A 15854-nucleotide genomic window follows, 5' to 3' on the forward strand; every position below is an offset into this window, starting at 1 on the left:
GCTGATGGGTTACTGAGCGGGTTCGATTTCGCTTTCGGTAACCCACTTGTGGTTTTTCATGGTCATCTCATCATTATCAATGTCGACCATGTACACCGTTTCCTGAGTGGAGTAATCAATCGTGGCCTCGGCGTCTTTCATCCCGGGCATGTGCTCAGCGGTCATCACTGCCTTGGCGCCATCAGCAAGCGGTGCTTCGCCGGGATCCACGAGTTCTTCGTGCACAACCCAACGGTGATCAGTAACTGGAGCATCGCCGTTAGTGGGGGTGTAGCTCACGGAATAGGTCGTAGTATCAAAGGCGCCGGAGATGGTTGCGGTTGCGCCATCCATGCCCGGCATGTGATCCGCGGTCAAGGTGACCTCAGTGCCGACGGGGTAGGTCGGGTTTTCTGCTTCCTGGATTCCGGCTGGGGGAGCGCCGCCGTCTTCAGGATGGTCGTGAGCCATGTCTTCATGCCCTTCGTCCTCCGTCGCGTTTTCTGAAGTCGCAGCGCTGTCCGAGCTATCGGCACTTTCAGAAGTAGCCGGCGCAGGCTCAGCGGAATCTGAGGCGTCGCTGCAGGCACTCAAGGTAAGACCAGCGGCGAGCGTGAGAGCGATGAGAGAAGTGGAATGTTTCATGTGAAACCTTTCAGAGGTTGAGAAAATTATGGTTTAGAAAGCTTTATCATCAAGCGGTTATGGTTAAAGTTTTTCGCTTGAGGTAACGGGTGCTACATGCGTTGGTTTTAGATCGATCCTTCTTAAAAGTTGGGCATTGAAGGCCACGATTATGGTCGACAATGACATCAAAATTGCGCCCACCGCTGGCGAGAGAACAAAGCCAATGGGAGCTAGTACACCAGCAGCGAGTGGGACCGCGAGGATGTTGTAGCCCGATGCCCAGACCAAGTTTTGAACCATCTTGGAGTAGCTGGCCTTGGACAAAGTGATCATGGACAACACCGCGCGGGGATCATCGCTGGCGAGCACAACGCCAGCGGATTCCATGGCTACATCTGTGCCCGCGCCGATAGCGATGCCAATATCGGCCCGCGCCAGGGCAGGCGCGTCATTGACGCCATCGCCGACCATGGCCACGTCGAATCCGCGTTTCTGCAGCTCAGAGACCTTGGTGTCTTTGTCCTGCGGTAGAACCTCGGCAAAGACTTCGTCGATACCCAATTCTTGGGCCACGCTTTCTGCAACTTGAGAAGCATCGCCGGTAATCAGCGCGACTTTCACACCCGCATCTTGCAGTGCCCGGACGGCATCGTGGGATTCGGGTCGGATATGATCCTCGACGGCTATGGCCCCAATGACTTCCTTGTTGCGAAGCACGTGCAAGACTCCTGCGCCGCGGGAGGTCCACGTAGAAATCTTGTCGTGCAGTGAGCCAGGGGAGTCAACGCCAAGCTCGCGCAGCATATTGGGGCCTCCAACCATGATGTTTTCTCCATCGACGGTTGCTTGCACGCCACGACCCGCGGCGGTGCGGAAATCCGAGCCAACGCGCGGGCTTTGCGATGCCACTGGGTGCGCGGCTGCAGCAGTGACGATCGCTCGGGCTAGTGGATGCTCACTATTAATTTCAGCTGCAGAAGCTAGGGCCAGAACATCTCCCTCCGGCACTTCCGATGCTGCCGCGACACCGGTGACCGCGTGTGCACCTTCGGTTAAAGTGCCAGTTTTATCAAATAAAACAATATCGATGGAGCGCATGCGTTCAAGGGCAAGCCGGTCCTTGATGAGTAAGCCAGCTTTGGCGGCGCGTTCCGTAGAGATGGCAATGACCAGGGGGATGGCCAGGCCCAGGGCATGGGGGCAGGCAATGACCAGTACGGTGACGGTGCGGACAATGGCGTCATCAGGGCTGCCGATGATTGTCCAGACGATGGCCGTAATAATGCCAGCGGCTAAGGCAAACCAGAAGAGCAAAGCCGCGGCCCTATCGGCTAGGGCTTGCGCACGGGAAGAAGAATTTTGTGCTTCGGCAACCATGCGTTGAATACCAGCCAAGGTGGTATCAGCGCCGATCTTTTCCACTCGGACGCGCACGGTGTTATCCGTAGCCACGGTGCCGGCAATAACGGTTTCGCCACTGTTGCGATATACAGGCTGGGATTCGCCAGTGATCATCGATTCGTCGAATTCGGCGAAACCATCGATGATGGTGCCGTCAGCAGGTACTCGCGCGCCGGGGCGAACTAGCACGATGTCATCAGCAGTAAGCTCAGAGATGGCTACCGAGTGGATAGCATCGCCGTCAACCTTTTCTGCTTTCTCCGGAAGGAGGGCAGCTAAGGCATCGAGGGCAGAAGATGCAGAACCTAGGGCCCGCATTTCCATCCAATGGCCCAACAACATGATGACAACCAGCAGGGCAAGCTCCCACCAGAAGTCGAGTTCAAAACCACCGATGCCCAAAGTGGTAACCCATGAAGCGACAAATGCGACTGTGATCGCCATGGCAATCAGCAGCATCATGCCCGGTTGACGCGAGCGAATCTCTGACAGTCCACCTTGGAGGAAAGGGCTGCCGCCGTAGAGGAAAATCACGGTTCCTAGAACCGGGGCGACCCAGGTTGAACCTGAGAATTCCGGCACGGTGTAGCCCAGGAAGGTGGCAAACATGGGGCTGAAGACAATCACCGGAATGGACAGTAGGAGGCTCAGCCAAAAGCGGTCTTTAAACTTCGTAACGCTGTGACCCGCATGTTCATCATGGTTATGTCCTTCATGGCCATCATGGCTTGAGGACTTGTGATCGTGGTGTGGGGTACTCATGTCACTTCTTCTCTCAATTTTTAGGATTTTAGGAAACCGAGATGTGGAGGAGATAGATAATTAAGCGCTACAAACAACGGTATACCCCGACAGGGTATGTTTCAAGGAAGGCTAGCTCTTTGTCGGGATAGGAGAAATGGTGCTATTAATTAGCCTATGGAAAATATTCAGGATGGAGCTGGATCGCAACCAGCAAGCCCCCAGCGGGCTGCGAGAAAAAGCGCATCAATTGTTAGCGCAATCGTCGGTGCTTCGCTCGCTTTAAGTGCTTGTTCATCCTCGGGCGAGGAGCAGGAAGAAGTACTAAACGCGTATGGCCTAGTGGGGATGGATGCTCGCGAAATTATTGACTATCTGGATCAGCAACCGATCGCTGAACGCCCTACTGATTTGATGGCTTCAGTAAGAAGCGAAGAATTGATCCTGAGCAACGAGGCGGGAGAAGTCACACTCGCTATGCCTGAGGACCTGAGTTATGTCTCGGTCGCCCCCTTCGTGTCCCAAACCCATGACTGCTACTATCACAGCCTTACCACCTGCGTAGGAGAGCTGGACAATGAGCCAGTAGAGGTATCAGTCTTTGATGAGGAAACCGGCACAACGCTTGTCGATGGCCCCGCTACGACCTTCGACAATGGCTTTGCCGGGTTTTGGGTTCCGCGCGGAAGCGCCGGTACCATTACGGTGAATTACCAGGGCTTAGAGGGCACAACGGAATTTGCCACGGGAACAGAAGACGCAACGTGTATCACCGATTTGCGCCTTAGCTAGGGTGTGAAGCCCACACTTGTTTTATGGCTGCGGCAAAAGCGTCAATGTCTTTTTCAGTGGTGTCGAAAGAGCACATCCAGCGCACTTCATTGGTTGCGGCATCCCAGTCATAGAAGTGGAAGTCCTGACGAAGTTCTTCGGCGACGCCATCGGGCAGGGTGGCAAAGACCGCATTAGATTCGGTGGTTTGGGTAAATTTCAAGCCCGGTAGGTTCGCTTCTTCCAGGGTGCTGCGCAGGCGCTTGGCCATCGCGTTGGAATGACGAGCGTTGTTAAGCCACACGTCGCCTTCATATAGGGCGATGAGCTGCGCGGAGATAAACCGCATTTTGGAGGCTAATTGCATTGATAGTTTGCGCACGTACGGCAAGGCTGCCGCGCCACCGACTAGTACGTCAGGGTTGAGAACCACGACGGCCTCAGCGCCGAGCGCACCATTTTTGGTACCGCCCAGGCTTAAAACATCCACGCCAGCCTCGGTAGTAAAAGCAGACAGCGGTAGCCCGAGTGTTGCGGCCGCATTGGAAATGCGCGCGCCATCCATGTGCAACGCCATGCCGCGGGCATGGACATGATCCGCTAGCGCCCGAATTTCCTCTGGGGTATAGCAGGTACCCATCTCTGTGGTCTGGGTTATGGAAACCACCAGCGGTTGCGCGCGGTGCTCGTTGCCAAAGCCCCAGGCCTCGCGGTCGACAAGTTCTGGGGTGAGCTTGCCATTGTCCGTTGGCACCGGCAACAACTTGATTGAGCCCATGCGTTCGGGTGCGCCGCCTTCATCGACATTGATGTGCGCAGTCGCAGCACAAATCACCGCGCCCCAGCGCGGCAATAACGCCTGTAAGCCCACAACGTTTGCGCCAGTTCCGTTAAAAACCGGATACGCGGTGGCGGTGGAGCCAAAATGCTTCACGATGACATCGTCAAGCAATGCCGTGTACTCATCCGCCCCGTATGCCGCCTGGTGCCCGCCATTAGCCGCCGTCAACGCCGCGAGTACCTCCGGGGCAATGCCCGAATAATTATCGGAAGCGAAACTGTGCGCTTGTACGTCATGCAGGGATTTCACGCGGGACTCCTTCGAGATTTTCGGCTCTGCAGAAAACCGTACACCGGTTACAACGAGAACTTGTGGGGGTCCATGCCGCCCTCTGGGAATTGGTCGAGTGTGAAGGGGGTCAGCATGAACCTGCTCATCCACGGAAGAGGGAACTCCCATACGTAATCCCAGCCATCTTCATTCTGTTCTGCTTCGTCCCGAGTTAAGTAGGCTTTAAGGGGGATGAAGTCACTGAACTCGGCAGCCAGCGGATCGTTCTGATCCATGGAGCTCTGGCCTGGAATGAATACGGAAGTCGGTGGGGAGTCAGGGTTTACGGTGAATGCGAGGGGCACCTCGGCCGAGACGAGAGGTGTTCCTTTTGCTCGGGCCTTGTCTGCCAGGCTACGGACCTCATCTTCTGTCCATACTGATCCACAAACGACTGTCCACGTACGGGGTTCGTTTGGGCTATCGATCCAGGTCACAGTTCTGCCTCGGTAGATAATAAACATGCTGTTCATCGGCACTCCTTAAGTAGGCGGGAAACAAGGGCCTTTGACAATCAAGAGTAGTAACAAAACTCGGGCCATAGGCGGACTCGAGTTCTTTGTGGAATGCTGCAACCCTGGATTTCCGAATACATTCCGAATAGGATGTGGTTATGCCTATTACAGCTGATCGCCCCGACCAGACACGTCGCTCTTCGGATCTGAGCAAGCACTCCGCCGAGGTCTTCGCCGCGGCCGAAGACCATCCTGTCACGATCACGCGTCGCGACGGCGAGGCGCTGGTGTTGATGTCGCAGCGCGAGGCTGAGGGGCGCGCACGTCTTCTCGAATTTGCTGCACAGCTGATCACCGTCGCCATTGAGGAAGATGGAACGCTCACCGAACGCATGACGAAAATTTTTCCCTGGATGCTCGCCCTGTCGACGGCGGATCGTGAGTCCTGTGCGCAGGACCTCGTCGACGCTGCCCGCGCTTCGTTTGCCACCGAACAACCACACCTAGCAATCTCCGAGCTGACCTCTTGGAAAGAGACAGCTACCGCCGTTGCTGCTGGACTGGGAAGCGCTGACCTCGAGTGGCTTGAAGACGACGAGATCGTGGAGCGACCGTAATTGTGGCGGCCGCCAAGAAGGGGGAGCTGGTTCCTCGGCCCCTGAAGAAGACTGAGTATGAGATCCACTTCGCCACCAACGACGCTCGAAAAGGATGGCGGGATCTTGTTGCGACGATTCGCAACCCTATAACAGAGACGTGGGACTTTCTGACGAGAACACCGCTGGCCACAACACCTACCAACTACCGGCTGAAGGGCGATCTCTCGACGGTCCAACGCGCCGGGAAAAGCTATGACCGCTGGCAGCACAAACCGACGGCGAAGGGTGCGGCGCGTATCTGGTTTTATGTGGACGGGCACAAGGTGTTCCTCGAGCAGGTACACACGAGTCACCCAAACGAGACGAAGTAGCACGCAGAATGCTCGAAAAGGATATAAATTCTTCCCCCAGCATGCTCTGACGCAGAAAGTTATTGCCGGCACGCATCACCTGGGTTAGTGTGGTGCGTTAAGACACGGGGTGCCGTAGCAAGCGGCTGAGATTACACCCGTCGAACCTGATCTAGTTAGTACTGGCGAAGGGATTGTCCGGATGAAACTGGCTGTGCGCGGATACCTGAGGTGTCCTGTTGTGCGCTGCGGTGATGCTGCACATTCTTCTTCGTCAGAGGAAGAAAGCGAAAGGCCATGACCTTATCTTTTGCCGCAGCATTGCTCGGTGAACTACGCGCGCACAATCCCTTGGTGCAGTGCATAACCAATTCGGTGGTTACCAACTTCACCGCCAATGTGGTGCTTGCTATCGGGGCGGCACCAGCGATGACGGACATCGTCGGGGAAGCGGGCCCTTTCGCCCGAGTCGCGGGCGGGGTACTGGTGAATTTGGGAACCCCCACGCCGGAGCAGCGCTTAGCGATGGAAGAAGCCGTCGCCGCCGCCAACGAATCTGCAACACCGTGGGTGTTGGATCCAGTGGCGATTGGCGCGTTGCCCATTCGCACAGCCTTGGCGCAGAAACTCGCTCCGCAAACCCCGTTTGCGATTCGCGGTAATGCCTCTGAGATTCTTGCCCTCGCCGGGGAAGGCGCTGGTGGCAAGGGCGTGGAGTCCACGGATTCCACAGAAGCTGCCGCGCCGGGCGCGATTGCCCTGGCGCAGCGTCTCAACACCGTGGTCGCGGTATCCGGGCCGGAGGATTTCATCACCGATGGCACGCGCGTTATCCGCGTGGCTAACGGCGATGAGCTTTTAACCAAAGTCACCGGCGGCGGTTGCGCGCTGGGCGCGTTGATAACTGCGTTCGCTGCGGTGCGCGGGTCCTATTCCCCGGTTGAGGCAGTCGCCGCCGCGCATGCAGTCTACGGCATTGCGGCCGAACAAGCTGCCGCGCAAGCAGCAGGCCCAGGGTCTTTCGCAGTTTCGCTTATCGATGCCCTCTCCACCCTCACCCCGTCCACCATCTCCGCGGAGCAGCGCATTCGGGAGTACGCGGCATGAGCAACGAAGAAGATTATGCCATTTACCTAGTCACCGACCCAGTGCTGTGCGGGGCGCGCGGCGTGGTGGAAACCGTGCGCCTGGCCGTGGACGGCGGCGTGCACACGGTGCAGCTGCGCGATAAACACGCCAGCTTTGACCAACAGCTATCCCAACTTGAGCAGCTCGCAGTTGTCATCGATGGCCGCGCGAAGCTAGTGATCAACGACCGACTCGATGTCGCAGTCGAAGCTCAAAGGCGTGGCATTGCCATCGACGGTGTGCATCTTGGCCAAGGCGATAAATCCGTACTCGTCGCCCGCGACAAGCTCGGAGCGGACGCCGTCATCGGGCTGACCGCTAACACCGAAGATCACCTCGCTGCCGTTGCCGCACTTCCCGCAGGCACCGTGGATTATCTCGGCGTCGGTGTTATCCGGCCGACTTATACCAAGCCGGATCATCCACCAGCACTGGGCATCGCGGGCTTTGCGCACCTGACCGCGTTGGCATCAGTGCCGACCGTGGCCATCGGTGGTGTCCTCCAAGAAGACATTGCTGCTCTGCGATCCGCTGGAGCCGCTGGTGTCTGCTTTGTCTCCGCGCTATGTGCTGCCGAGGATCCCGAGCATGTCGCCCGCAGCATGGCCGAATCCTGGAAGGAATAACGAAAACCGTGAAAACTACATCAATTTCTCTTCGCACCATCGCCGCAGCCGGCGTCCTTGCTCTCACAACCTTGCTGACTAGCTGTGCGGGAGGTGATGAGGCGGAGGGGGCATCGGCAAGCAATGCGAAAACCACCGTCCGCTTCGCGCTGGACTGGACACCGAATACCAACCACACCGGGCTCTACGTGGCATTGAACAAGGGCTACTTCGAAGAAGCCGGCATTGACGTGGAAATCCTGCCGTTTAACAACAGCAACCCCGAAGTGCTTGTCGATGCCGGCCAAGCCGAGTTCGGCATCAGCTTCCAAGACACGGCGTCGATGTCCATGGCCTCTGGCGCGGACCTGAAATCAGTACTCGCCGTGGAACAAACCTGGGCCACGGAAGTAGCGGTACTGGCAGATCGCGATGACATTCAAAGCCCTGCCGACTTGGATGGGCTGACCTTCGGTGGATTCGATAACCCGGCGGAGACCAAAACCATGCAAGGCGTGGTGCAATCCGCGGGCGGCGACGGGGAATTCGAAACCGTGACGTTGGGAACCTCTGCCTATGAGGCGTTGTACTCCGGCGATGTTGATTTCACCGTCCCTTATGTCGCGTGGGAAGGCATCGAAGCCGAACACCGCGGCGTGGACCTGAAGACTTTCGCGTACACCGATTACGGTTTCCCGGATGCGTACCAAGTCCTGGTGGTGGGCAATAACACCTGGTTGGAAGATAATCCGGATACCGCGCGTGACTTCGTGCAGGCCCTTGCCCGTGGCTATGAAGATTCCGTGGAAGACCCCGAAGCTGCTGCAAAGATTCTGCAGGAAGAAAACGCTGGCCTGCTCACTGACCTAGACATGCTGGTGGAAAGCCAAGAGATGCTCGCGGATAAATACATGCTCGATGACAACGGTGACTTCGGCGTGCAAACTGAGGAGCACTGGAGTGAGCTGGGGCAGTTCCTCTTTGCTTCCGATTTGCTGACTGATAACAACGGCAAACCGTTGGATAAGCAGCCTGCGTGGTCAGAGTTTTTCACCAATGAATATCTGCGGGACTGATGAAGCAGTATTTTTCGATTCAGAATATTTGGGTGCCCGCAGGCTTTCTCGCCGTGCTCCTTGTCGCGTGGGAGTTAATCGTGCGCCTGACCGCGGTGCGCCCGCAGGTGCTGCCGGCGCCATCCTTGGTGGCAAGCTCCGGTTGGGAGCATCGCAACGCACTTGGCGCGCATGCTTTGGCCACGTTAAATGTCACGCTATTGGGCTTTGCGGTGTCATTAGTGTGCGCGTGGCTGATTGCCATCGTCATTGATTTCTCCCCGCTGATGCGCCGCGGCCTGGTGCCGCTGCTGATTTCTTCCCAAACCATTCCGATTGTCGCAATCGCGCCGTTGATGATCATCTGGTTCGGCTTCGGGCTGCTGCCCAAGATCCTGGTGGTGGCTCTGGTGACTTTCTTCCCAGTCACTATCGGGCTGGTGGAAGGTTTTGCGCGCGCGGACAGGGAAGCTTCGGCGTTGCTGCGCAGCATGGGCGCCGGCCGCATCAAAGAGTTTCTTTTCCTGCGGCTACCTTCGGCGCTGCCGCTGTTTTTCACTTCTTTGCGCATCGGCATTACGTATGCCGTGGTGGGCGCCATCTTCGCTGAGTATGTCGGCGCGAAACAGGGCCTGGGCATTTATATGAGCGTGCAAAAGAATGCTTTTCGCACCGATTTGGTGCTCGCCGCTGTTGCCGTCGCAGCTGTGATCAGCATTGTGCTCTACCTATCCACGTACCTGGTGGAACGGGCCGTTATTCCGTGGCATATCAAAGAAAGGACCGCTGCCAATGAGCGTTAAAACCGTACCGCGTCTGCAACTCGAGGGCATTTCACGCACCTTCCCGCTTGCTGATGGCCGCCAGCGCGCAGTGCTGGATGACATCTCTTTGACGGTGAATCCTGGCGAGTTTGTCTCCATCATTGGGCCATCCGGTTGCGGCAAGAGCACGCTGTTTAACATCATCGCCGGTTTGGATTCACCGACTAGCGGTACGGTGGGCATCGATGGGGAAGTGGCCTATATGCCGCAAAAGGATGCGTTGTTTCCGTGGCGCAGCATCGCCGCGAATGCCGCGCTCGGCCTGGAAGTCCAAGGTGTTAAACGCCGTGCGGCGCGGGCACGGGTCAAGGAATGGTTTCCCCGCTTTGGGCTCGCGGGCTTTGAAGATTCCTTGCCGTTTGAGCTTTCCGGCGGCATGCGCCAGCGGGCAGCACTTCTGCGCACGGTGGTTCAAAACAAGAGCACTTTGCTTCTCGATGAACCCTTCGGCGCCCTCGACGCCCTTACCAAACAGGATTTACAAACCTGGCTGCAACAAGTGTGGGCTGAACATAACTGGACAGCACTGTTGATTACGCATGATGTCCGCGAGGCAATCTTGCTCTCCGACCGCGTGGTGGTGCTCAGCCCGCGCCCCACGACAGTCAGCCTCATTTTGGATGTTGACCTGCCGAAGCCGCGTGGGATCGATGCGCTGACCAGCCCTAGGTTCTTAGAGCTGGAACGCATCTTGCTTCAAACACTAGGCAGCTGAATCAGGCAGCTGAATCCAGTGCTTGCTGCCAGAACGCAGCTTCCAAGCGGGTGGCGGCGCGGAAGATTTCTACTAAGGAATCAAAGCGCTCCGCAGTGACACTACCTGCGGTTAGCGCGTCGAGTCGTTCGGTGGCAGCTTGTGCTGCGGTTTGAAATTCTGTGCCGGAGTATTCAGCAATCCACTCGGCGTATGGGTGTTCTTCGCCGGCATCGAGAGCCTGTGTTCGTTGCGGCTCCAGAGCTGCACCAATTTCTGCGTAGCCAATGGAGCACGGTGAAAGTGCAACGTGCATATCTAGCAGGTCGCCAGACATGCCGGTGTCTAAGACGTAGCGGGTATAAGCCACGGTGGTTTGTTTTTCTGCTGCGGAATCAAGCTCTTCTTCCGTGATTCCCCAGCGTGCGGTTAGTCGGCGGTGTAGTTCGGTTTCGTGCACGATAGCCTGCAGTGCGCCCGTCGCGTCTTTAATATCGGCCAGCTTGCGGCTTTTGTATGCAGCCAGCGCATTCGCCCGCGCGAACTGCACCAGGAAGTGATAATCCTGCACCAGATAATCCTGGAAGACGGGTAGCGGCAAGGTGCCTTCGCCAAGTTTGCGCACGAATTCGTGCTCGGTGTAATCGGTCCACTCGGTACCGATGGCCTTTTTCAATTCAGCAAATAGTGTCATTATTTTTCTCCTGTGATGGGGTGGGCGTAGGCAGCATCAAAAAATGCGAGCTCGATTTCGACTGCGCGGTGAAAGAAGTCTTGTGCGACAGCGCGCCGGGCTGGGCCGACGCGGTCGAGTTCTGCGCGTAAGAATGCGATGCGCTCGTGGAATTCCGGAAAATCATGCAGTCGAATCCATTCCGCGTGCACGAAGTTGTCCGGCAGTGGGCGTGCACCGCGGGTTGCCCAGTCGAGGTACAACCATTCCGCGACCAGCAGCACCGCGACGATTGCTACGTAGTCACGCGTCTCCGCAGCCTCGCGCATCAACGCGCAAAACGCGGTGGTTGGCTCGGTATTCGGGATTTCTTCGCGCTGCTTTGCGCTCACGCCCAGCGCGTTGAAAGCGTCGAGGAAGTAAGTATTTTCATCGCCAGCTATCTCGCCGATGAATTGCGCAAATCGCAGCCGTGGTTCCAGCGCATCCGCCGTGCTTACCGATGCCCCCAGCAACACCAAGAAACTATCCAAAAAGCGGTAGTCCTGCACCAGGTAGCTGGCCATGACGGAGTCGTCGATGGTGGCATCGAAAAGCTCTTGCACAAAGCGGTGAGAAACTGCCTTCTCCCACGTGGTGTGGTTTTGCTCGCGCAAAAGGTCCGTAAATCGCTGAGTGCTCATCGTTGTGTTCCTTGCAGCTGTAAAGGCGCGTTGTTCCACAGCGCGTGGAAGTGATGGACCGGGCCGTGGCCTGCGCCAACGTCCAATTCATCCGCGTGGCGCAGTGCCTGCGTGAGATAGTCTTTGGCGCGCCGCACTGCTTCTTCGTATCCGTGCTGGGGCAAAAGTGCTGCTATCGCGGCTGATAGTGTGCACCCGGTGCCGTGGTCATTGATGGTGTCCACACGAGGCGCCGTGAGTTCTACGGTTTCTTCACCGGTAAGAATGTCGGTGCTTTCCGCGCCATTTAGATGCCCACCTTTGAGCAGTACCCACTTTGCGCCTAGTGCGCGCAGATCATCTAAAGATTCACGCATTTCTTTAAGGCTGCCCATCTCTACCTCGCGGCCAAGTAGCACCGATGCCTCCGGCAGGTTCGGTGTAATCAGCGTTGCCCGCGGCACCAGACGTTCCCGAATTGCGTCAACATCGTCCTGTTTGAGCAGGTGATCGCCACTTTTAGCGACCATCACCGGATCCAACACCACTGGGCACTGCGCGTATTTATCCAGTGACTGCGTAATCGCGTCGGCGATATCAGCATTGGCCACCATGCCGATTTTCACTGCATCGACGCGGACATCCTCGAAGACCGCCGCGATTTGTTCGGCCACGAAGTCAGGTTCCATGGCGACGATGCTTCCCACACCGCGCGTATTTTGCGCGACCACCGCGGTGACCACGCTCATCCCGTATGCGCCGTTGGCTGAAAATGCTTTTAAGTCTGCTTGAATCCCCGCACCACCGGTGGGATCTGTGCCAGCAATGGTTAATACATTCGGTATCAACGCTTGTCTCCGTTTCATCACTCATACCGAGTTCGAAGAAGCGAAGCGTGCCGCAGTAGATACAGGTATCCCTGCATATACTGCCTGCGTCGTTTACCGACATCCCTCCGCGAGTCCGAACTCGATCAGGTTCTCGGGTTTAATCTCAGCCCTTTCGGGCACCCCGTGTCTGGCGCCCACGCTAGCACAAAATGTCCTGGCAAGGAACGACTTTAAGAAAAGATGCTGAGCGCGTAGAGGATGAAGACGAATAGGTGTGCTCCACCGTGAATCGCGGTGACTTTCCGGGAGTTAAACGTCGCGATGCTCAAAGCCAGGCTGATTCCTAGGAGCAGCAGGTTGGTGGGATTTTCGGCGAGGGTGACGGTCTGCCCAGTAAGCAGACCGATGATGAGCACGACCGGCAAAGTGAGGCCAACGCAGGAGACGAGCGCGCCGTGGGCGAGGTTAACCACGCGTTGTCCTTCGCCACCCCAGGCAGCGCGAACGGTGGTGATTGCTTCGGGCAAAAAGACAATCATTGCGATGATGATGCCGGAAAGCGCGATGGGGGCGCCGAGGCGATTAAGGCCGTCATCGAGAAGCGATGCCATATCGTGAGAGAGCAACACGATCGGAATTACCGTGATGAGCAAAACCATCGCGCGGGCGAAAATTTCTCCTTTGTGCTCGCGGAAAATCGCACCGATTCCAGGGCGAAGTTCAGTACCATGAACATCGCCGGAAGCAACGACGTCCTTGTCTGTTTCCGTGAAGTCGGCATGCTGGGCGCCGGTTTGGCGGTAGAGAAAGAATGCGTACAGGATGACCGTCAAGGTCACGATGGTGATGGCCTGCGCGGTGTTATATGCGCCATCCGTGCCGATGACAGCCGGAATGGCGAAGGCGGTGGCGATGAGTACGACGAGCATCGACAAGTATGCGGAAATTCCGGCGCGGTTGACCTGCAGGTTGTTATGCCGCATGCCGCCGACGATGAGCGCCAGGCCAATGACCAGATTGAGGACAATCATGACCGTGGCCATGACGGAATCACGCGCGATGGTGTGGTGATCGCCGGGTCCGAGCATGACCGCGGAGATTAGAATGACTTCAATGCCGACAATTGAAAGGGTCAGCACCAGGGTGCCGTAGGGATCGCCAAGCCGGTGCGCGAGGTATTCAGCCTGGGTGACAACCCCGCCGGAACACGCGATGATAACGCCCACGATGAGCGCAAGAAGGGTGAAGACGAGGGGCATCGATAAGCTGCCGGTGAGAAAACCTGATGCCAGTGATAGTAGTGCGACCGCAACCCAGCCCAATACAATTCGGGCGATGACAGATCCGGTGAGAACGCCGCGCAGGGCAGTAGAGGCTGACATGGACGAAGACTCCTTTTATTGCAGGGTCGTCCCGGCTCTAGCTTTTACTGTGCAGGTCGTCCTGCCAGCGTGTTCTAACCAGCAGCCTAGCACGCCTGGCAGATACGGCAAGCTCAGATTTCTTTAATTTGGACGATTGGTTTTATACACCAGATAAGACAGTAGAGCCCCGAAAAGGACGAATCCGATGGTGGCTACCGTCATGGAATGCTGCCATTCGAGATAGGCAGCGAATAATAGGCCGCCGATAAATACGGTTATGGCTTTCGTAATGGCACGCTGCTTAGTTCTTTTATCACGCACGACTAGTGCTCCTTAGATCGCAGGATTGTCCCGGCCAAGCTTTAACTGTGTAAGTCCCCCTACCAGTACGGCTCATAATGAACCCTACACGCCAGGCGGCTCAGGCGAGACAGCCCGATTTCTATAGTGGGGCTGTTTAGGGCAGCGGAAGACGTATTAGTGTGGGGCACACTGAATGCTTGATTCCTATGCGTGCTCGTTGAGGGGAAATGATGACTGACACCGCCACGCTTAAGGAACAACGCCGGCCCACGGCTTCCCTGAAGCGGTTAGCCACTGTAGAAGCTATTTTTGGCTACATCATGGTGCCGTTTTATGTGGTGTTGCAGTACGTTTTCCCAAAGCCGCGGGAGAAAAACGACCGTCAGCAAGGGGCAATTAAAGGTTTCATTGCCACGTGGGTGAAGTCGATTGGTATCGCGGTTAGTGCAGGAGCACTACTTGGCGCGGTGGAGTGGGTATTGGCCAAACTGCTTGGTCGCAGGCTTCTCGATGGCATCCCCGCCGTCCTGGCCGGAATCGGCATTCCGGCACTGGTCGGGGGCTGGCTGATTGACAAGCGCAATCGTCTGCGTGGTGCGATGATTGCGGCGGTGGCAACGCTTCCGCGCCTTGTGGTTTCTGAAAGTTGGGTCCGCGATAAATCCAGTGATGAGGAATTCGACCAGGAGATGAAGATCGCGCGGGATCGCTTGTACGCAGTGCTTAACGATGCCTCCTGATTCAAGCGCCAGTGGACTTCGCGATGGTAATCAGTTCGTGCGCCAACCTGGGCGGCCGGCGGTGCCCTGACCAGATTGCTGTGAGCGGGCGTGTGATCTTGTCGCCTTCTAAAGGCACTTGCAGGAGGTTGCCATTGGCGAGCTGATCGCGCACTGCCAGCTCACTCATCACTGCGGGTCCGGCACCGGAAGCTACTGCGACACGCACGGCCGCAATGCTGTTGAGTACTTGGGCTGGTGTAGCAACATCCAGGCCAGCTAAATGGTCTTGCAGGGCTTCGAAGGTTCCGGAGCCGGGTTCTCTTACAACAAGTGGTGTTTCAGCCAGCTCTTGCAAGCTGATTCGCCCGGTTCGTGAGGCCCAGTGGTGGTGCGGGGCAATCACCACGAAAAGCTCGTCTTCCTGGACGATTTGAGCGTTCAGCTGCACTGGTACATGTGGCGTTTCGATGAAACCTACATGGAAATGGCCATGTCGAACCTGTGAGATAACTTCTGCTGAATTCACCACAGAAATAGCAACCTGGACATCGGGGTATCGTTCGCGCAGCGCGGCAATCCATACTGGCAAGAGTGTCTCCGCGATGGTCAAGCTGGCGCCGACGCTGAGCGTCTTTTGTGATTCGTCGTGATTCTCCGCGACCCAAGATTGAAAATCACGCGCAGCATCCAGGACTTCACGCGCATGCGCAGCGAGCGAAAGCCCGAAAGGCGTGGGCACTGAGCCGCTGGGACGACGATCCAGCAAATGGCTTTGCATCGTTGCCTCAAGCTCGGCCATCGCGCGGCTTGCATTAGGCTGCGCCATTCCGACACTGCGCGCCGCGGCGCCGAGGCTGCCGCTATCCACCACTGCGACGAACAGTTCCAGTGTGCGAAGGTTGGGCCAGCGGTCCTGAGCAGGAGTCATATCAGTAGTATATGCCCGGATGTGTAATTGCC

The 15854-nt window shown here is 57.0% G+C and carries 19 protein-coding genes and 2 riboswitches; of the genes, 9 read left to right on the top strand and 10 right to left on the bottom strand.

What is annotated here, in order from left to right:
* Positions 1-9: 9 nt before the first annotated feature.
* Together C5Y44_RS09080 and C5Y44_RS09085 are read right to left on the bottom strand one after the other, a co-directional pair.
* On the bottom strand, positions 10-624 hold the full coding sequence (locus C5Y44_RS09080) for a YdhK family protein (protein ID WP_105324646.1): 615 nt from the start codon (positions 622-624) through the stop codon (positions 10-12).
* Between the two features lie 63 nt (positions 625-687).
* Positions 688-2769: a heavy metal translocating P-type ATPase gene (locus tag C5Y44_RS09085; RefSeq protein ID WP_105324647.1), complete on the bottom strand. Its 2082-nt coding sequence runs from the start codon at positions 2767-2769 to the stop codon at positions 688-690.
* A gap of 156 nt (positions 2770-2925) precedes the next feature.
* Between C5Y44_RS09085 and C5Y44_RS09090 the strand changes: the two genes are divergently transcribed.
* Positions 2926-3540, top strand: coding sequence for a CueP family metal-binding protein (locus C5Y44_RS09090; RefSeq protein WP_105324648.1), 615 nt, complete (start codon positions 2926-2928; stop codon positions 3538-3540).
* Here C5Y44_RS09090 and C5Y44_RS09095 read toward each other — a convergent pair.
* Both C5Y44_RS09095 and C5Y44_RS13485 read right to left on the bottom strand, forming a co-directional pair.
* Entirely contained in the window at positions 3533-4609 is a 1077-nt protein-coding gene (locus tag C5Y44_RS09095; protein WP_105324649.1) for a low specificity L-threonine aldolase, read from the bottom strand. The two genes, C5Y44_RS09090 and C5Y44_RS09095, sit on opposite strands and share 8 nt — an antisense overlap.
* Before the next feature lie 47 nt (positions 4610-4656).
* Positions 4657-4866, bottom strand: coding sequence for a hypothetical protein (locus C5Y44_RS13485; protein WP_233189930.1), 210 nt, complete (start codon positions 4864-4866; stop codon positions 4657-4659).
* Between the two features lie 377 nt (positions 4867-5243).
* On the opposite strand from C5Y44_RS13485, the gene C5Y44_RS09105 reads away from it, so the two are divergent.
* The 7 genes from C5Y44_RS09105 (at position 5244) to C5Y44_RS09135 (ending at position 10361) form a co-directional block, all read left to right on the top strand.
* Positions 5244-5702 carry a type II toxin-antitoxin system Phd/YefM family antitoxin gene (locus C5Y44_RS09105; RefSeq protein WP_105324651.1) on the top strand — a complete coding sequence of 153 codons (459 nt, stop codon included), beginning with the start codon at positions 5244-5246 and terminating at the stop codon, positions 5700-5702.
* A 2-nt stretch (positions 5703-5704) separates the two neighbouring features.
* Positions 5705-6055, top strand: coding sequence for a hypothetical protein (locus C5Y44_RS09110; RefSeq protein WP_105324652.1), 351 nt, complete (start codon positions 5705-5707; stop codon positions 6053-6055).
* A gap of 95 nt (positions 6056-6150) precedes the next feature.
* Positions 6151-6246: riboswitch (TPP riboswitch) on the top strand.
* 85 nt (positions 6247-6331) lie between these two features.
* Positions 6332-7141 (top strand): hydroxyethylthiazole kinase, encoded by an 810-nt coding sequence (thiM, locus tag C5Y44_RS09115; protein WP_105324653.1) that lies wholly within the window; start codon positions 6332-6334, stop codon positions 7139-7141.
* The gene (gene thiE / locus C5Y44_RS09120; RefSeq protein ID WP_105324654.1) at positions 7138-7788 is read left to right on the top strand and encodes a thiamine phosphate synthase; all 651 of its coding nucleotides are present in this window, start codon (positions 7138-7140) and stop codon (positions 7786-7788) included. Before thiM ends, thiE begins: the two co-directional genes overlap by 4 nt.
* A gap of 8 nt (positions 7789-7796) precedes the next feature.
* Positions 7797-8843 (top strand): ABC transporter substrate-binding protein, encoded by a 1047-nt coding sequence (locus C5Y44_RS09125; RefSeq protein WP_105324655.1) that lies wholly within the window; start codon positions 7797-7799, stop codon positions 8841-8843.
* On the top strand, positions 8843-9625 hold the full coding sequence (locus C5Y44_RS09130; RefSeq protein WP_105324656.1) for an ABC transporter permease: 783 nt from the start codon (positions 8843-8845) through the stop codon (positions 9623-9625). Before C5Y44_RS09125 ends, C5Y44_RS09130 begins: the two co-directional genes overlap by 1 nt.
* Positions 9615-10361, top strand: a complete 747-nt coding sequence (locus C5Y44_RS09135; protein ID WP_105324657.1) for an ABC transporter ATP-binding protein — start codon at positions 9615-9617, stop codon at positions 10359-10361. The genes C5Y44_RS09130 and C5Y44_RS09135 overlap by 11 nt, the downstream gene beginning before the upstream one ends.
* A gap of 1 nt (position 10362) precedes the next feature.
* On the opposite strand, the gene tenA is transcribed toward C5Y44_RS09135, so the two are convergent.
* The 5 genes from tenA to C5Y44_RS09160 all read right to left on the bottom strand — a co-directional run bounded on the left by tenA (position 10363) and on the right by C5Y44_RS09160 (position 14190).
* Positions 10363-11034, bottom strand: coding sequence for a thiaminase II (gene tenA, locus C5Y44_RS09140; protein ID WP_105324658.1), 672 nt, complete (start codon positions 11032-11034; stop codon positions 10363-10365).
* A complete protein-coding gene (locus C5Y44_RS09145) occupies positions 11034-11696 on the bottom strand; it encodes a TenA family protein (RefSeq protein ID WP_105324659.1) in 663 nt (220 codons plus the stop codon). The genes tenA and C5Y44_RS09145 overlap by 1 nt, the downstream gene beginning before the upstream one ends.
* Positions 11693-12541: a bifunctional hydroxymethylpyrimidine kinase/phosphomethylpyrimidine kinase gene (thiD, locus tag C5Y44_RS09150; RefSeq protein WP_105324660.1), complete on the bottom strand. Its 849-nt coding sequence runs from the start codon at positions 12539-12541 to the stop codon at positions 11693-11695. The genes C5Y44_RS09145 and thiD overlap by 4 nt, the downstream gene beginning before the upstream one ends.
* 67 nt (positions 12542-12608) lie before the next feature.
* A riboswitch (TPP riboswitch) is annotated at positions 12609-12699 on the bottom strand.
* 36 nt (positions 12700-12735) lie between these two features.
* The gene (locus C5Y44_RS09155; RefSeq protein WP_105324661.1) at positions 12736-13887 is read right to left on the bottom strand and encodes a calcium:proton antiporter; all 1152 of its coding nucleotides are present in this window, start codon (positions 13885-13887) and stop codon (positions 12736-12738) included.
* A 123-nt stretch (positions 13888-14010) separates the two neighbouring features.
* Positions 14011-14190, bottom strand: coding sequence for a hypothetical protein (locus tag C5Y44_RS09160; RefSeq protein WP_105324662.1), 180 nt, complete (start codon positions 14188-14190; stop codon positions 14011-14013).
* A gap of 209 nt (positions 14191-14399) precedes the next feature.
* Here C5Y44_RS09160 and C5Y44_RS09165 point away from each other — a divergent pair, with 209 nt between their 5' ends.
* Positions 14400-14912 (top strand): hypothetical protein, encoded by a 513-nt coding sequence (locus C5Y44_RS09165; protein WP_233189931.1) that lies wholly within the window; start codon positions 14400-14402, stop codon positions 14910-14912.
* A 1-nt stretch (position 14913) separates the two neighbouring features.
* Here C5Y44_RS09165 and C5Y44_RS09170 read toward each other — a convergent pair whose 3' ends face one another.
* Positions 14914-15822 carry a LysR family transcriptional regulator gene (locus C5Y44_RS09170; RefSeq protein ID WP_105324664.1) on the bottom strand — a complete coding sequence of 303 codons (909 nt, stop codon included), beginning with the start codon at positions 15820-15822 and terminating at the stop codon, positions 14914-14916.
* Positions 15823-15854 lie beyond the last annotated feature (32 nt).

Source organism: Corynebacterium sp. J010B-136 (assembly GCF_002967075.1).
Taxonomy (GTDB): domain Bacteria; phylum Actinomycetota; class Actinomycetes; order Mycobacteriales; family Mycobacteriaceae; genus Corynebacterium.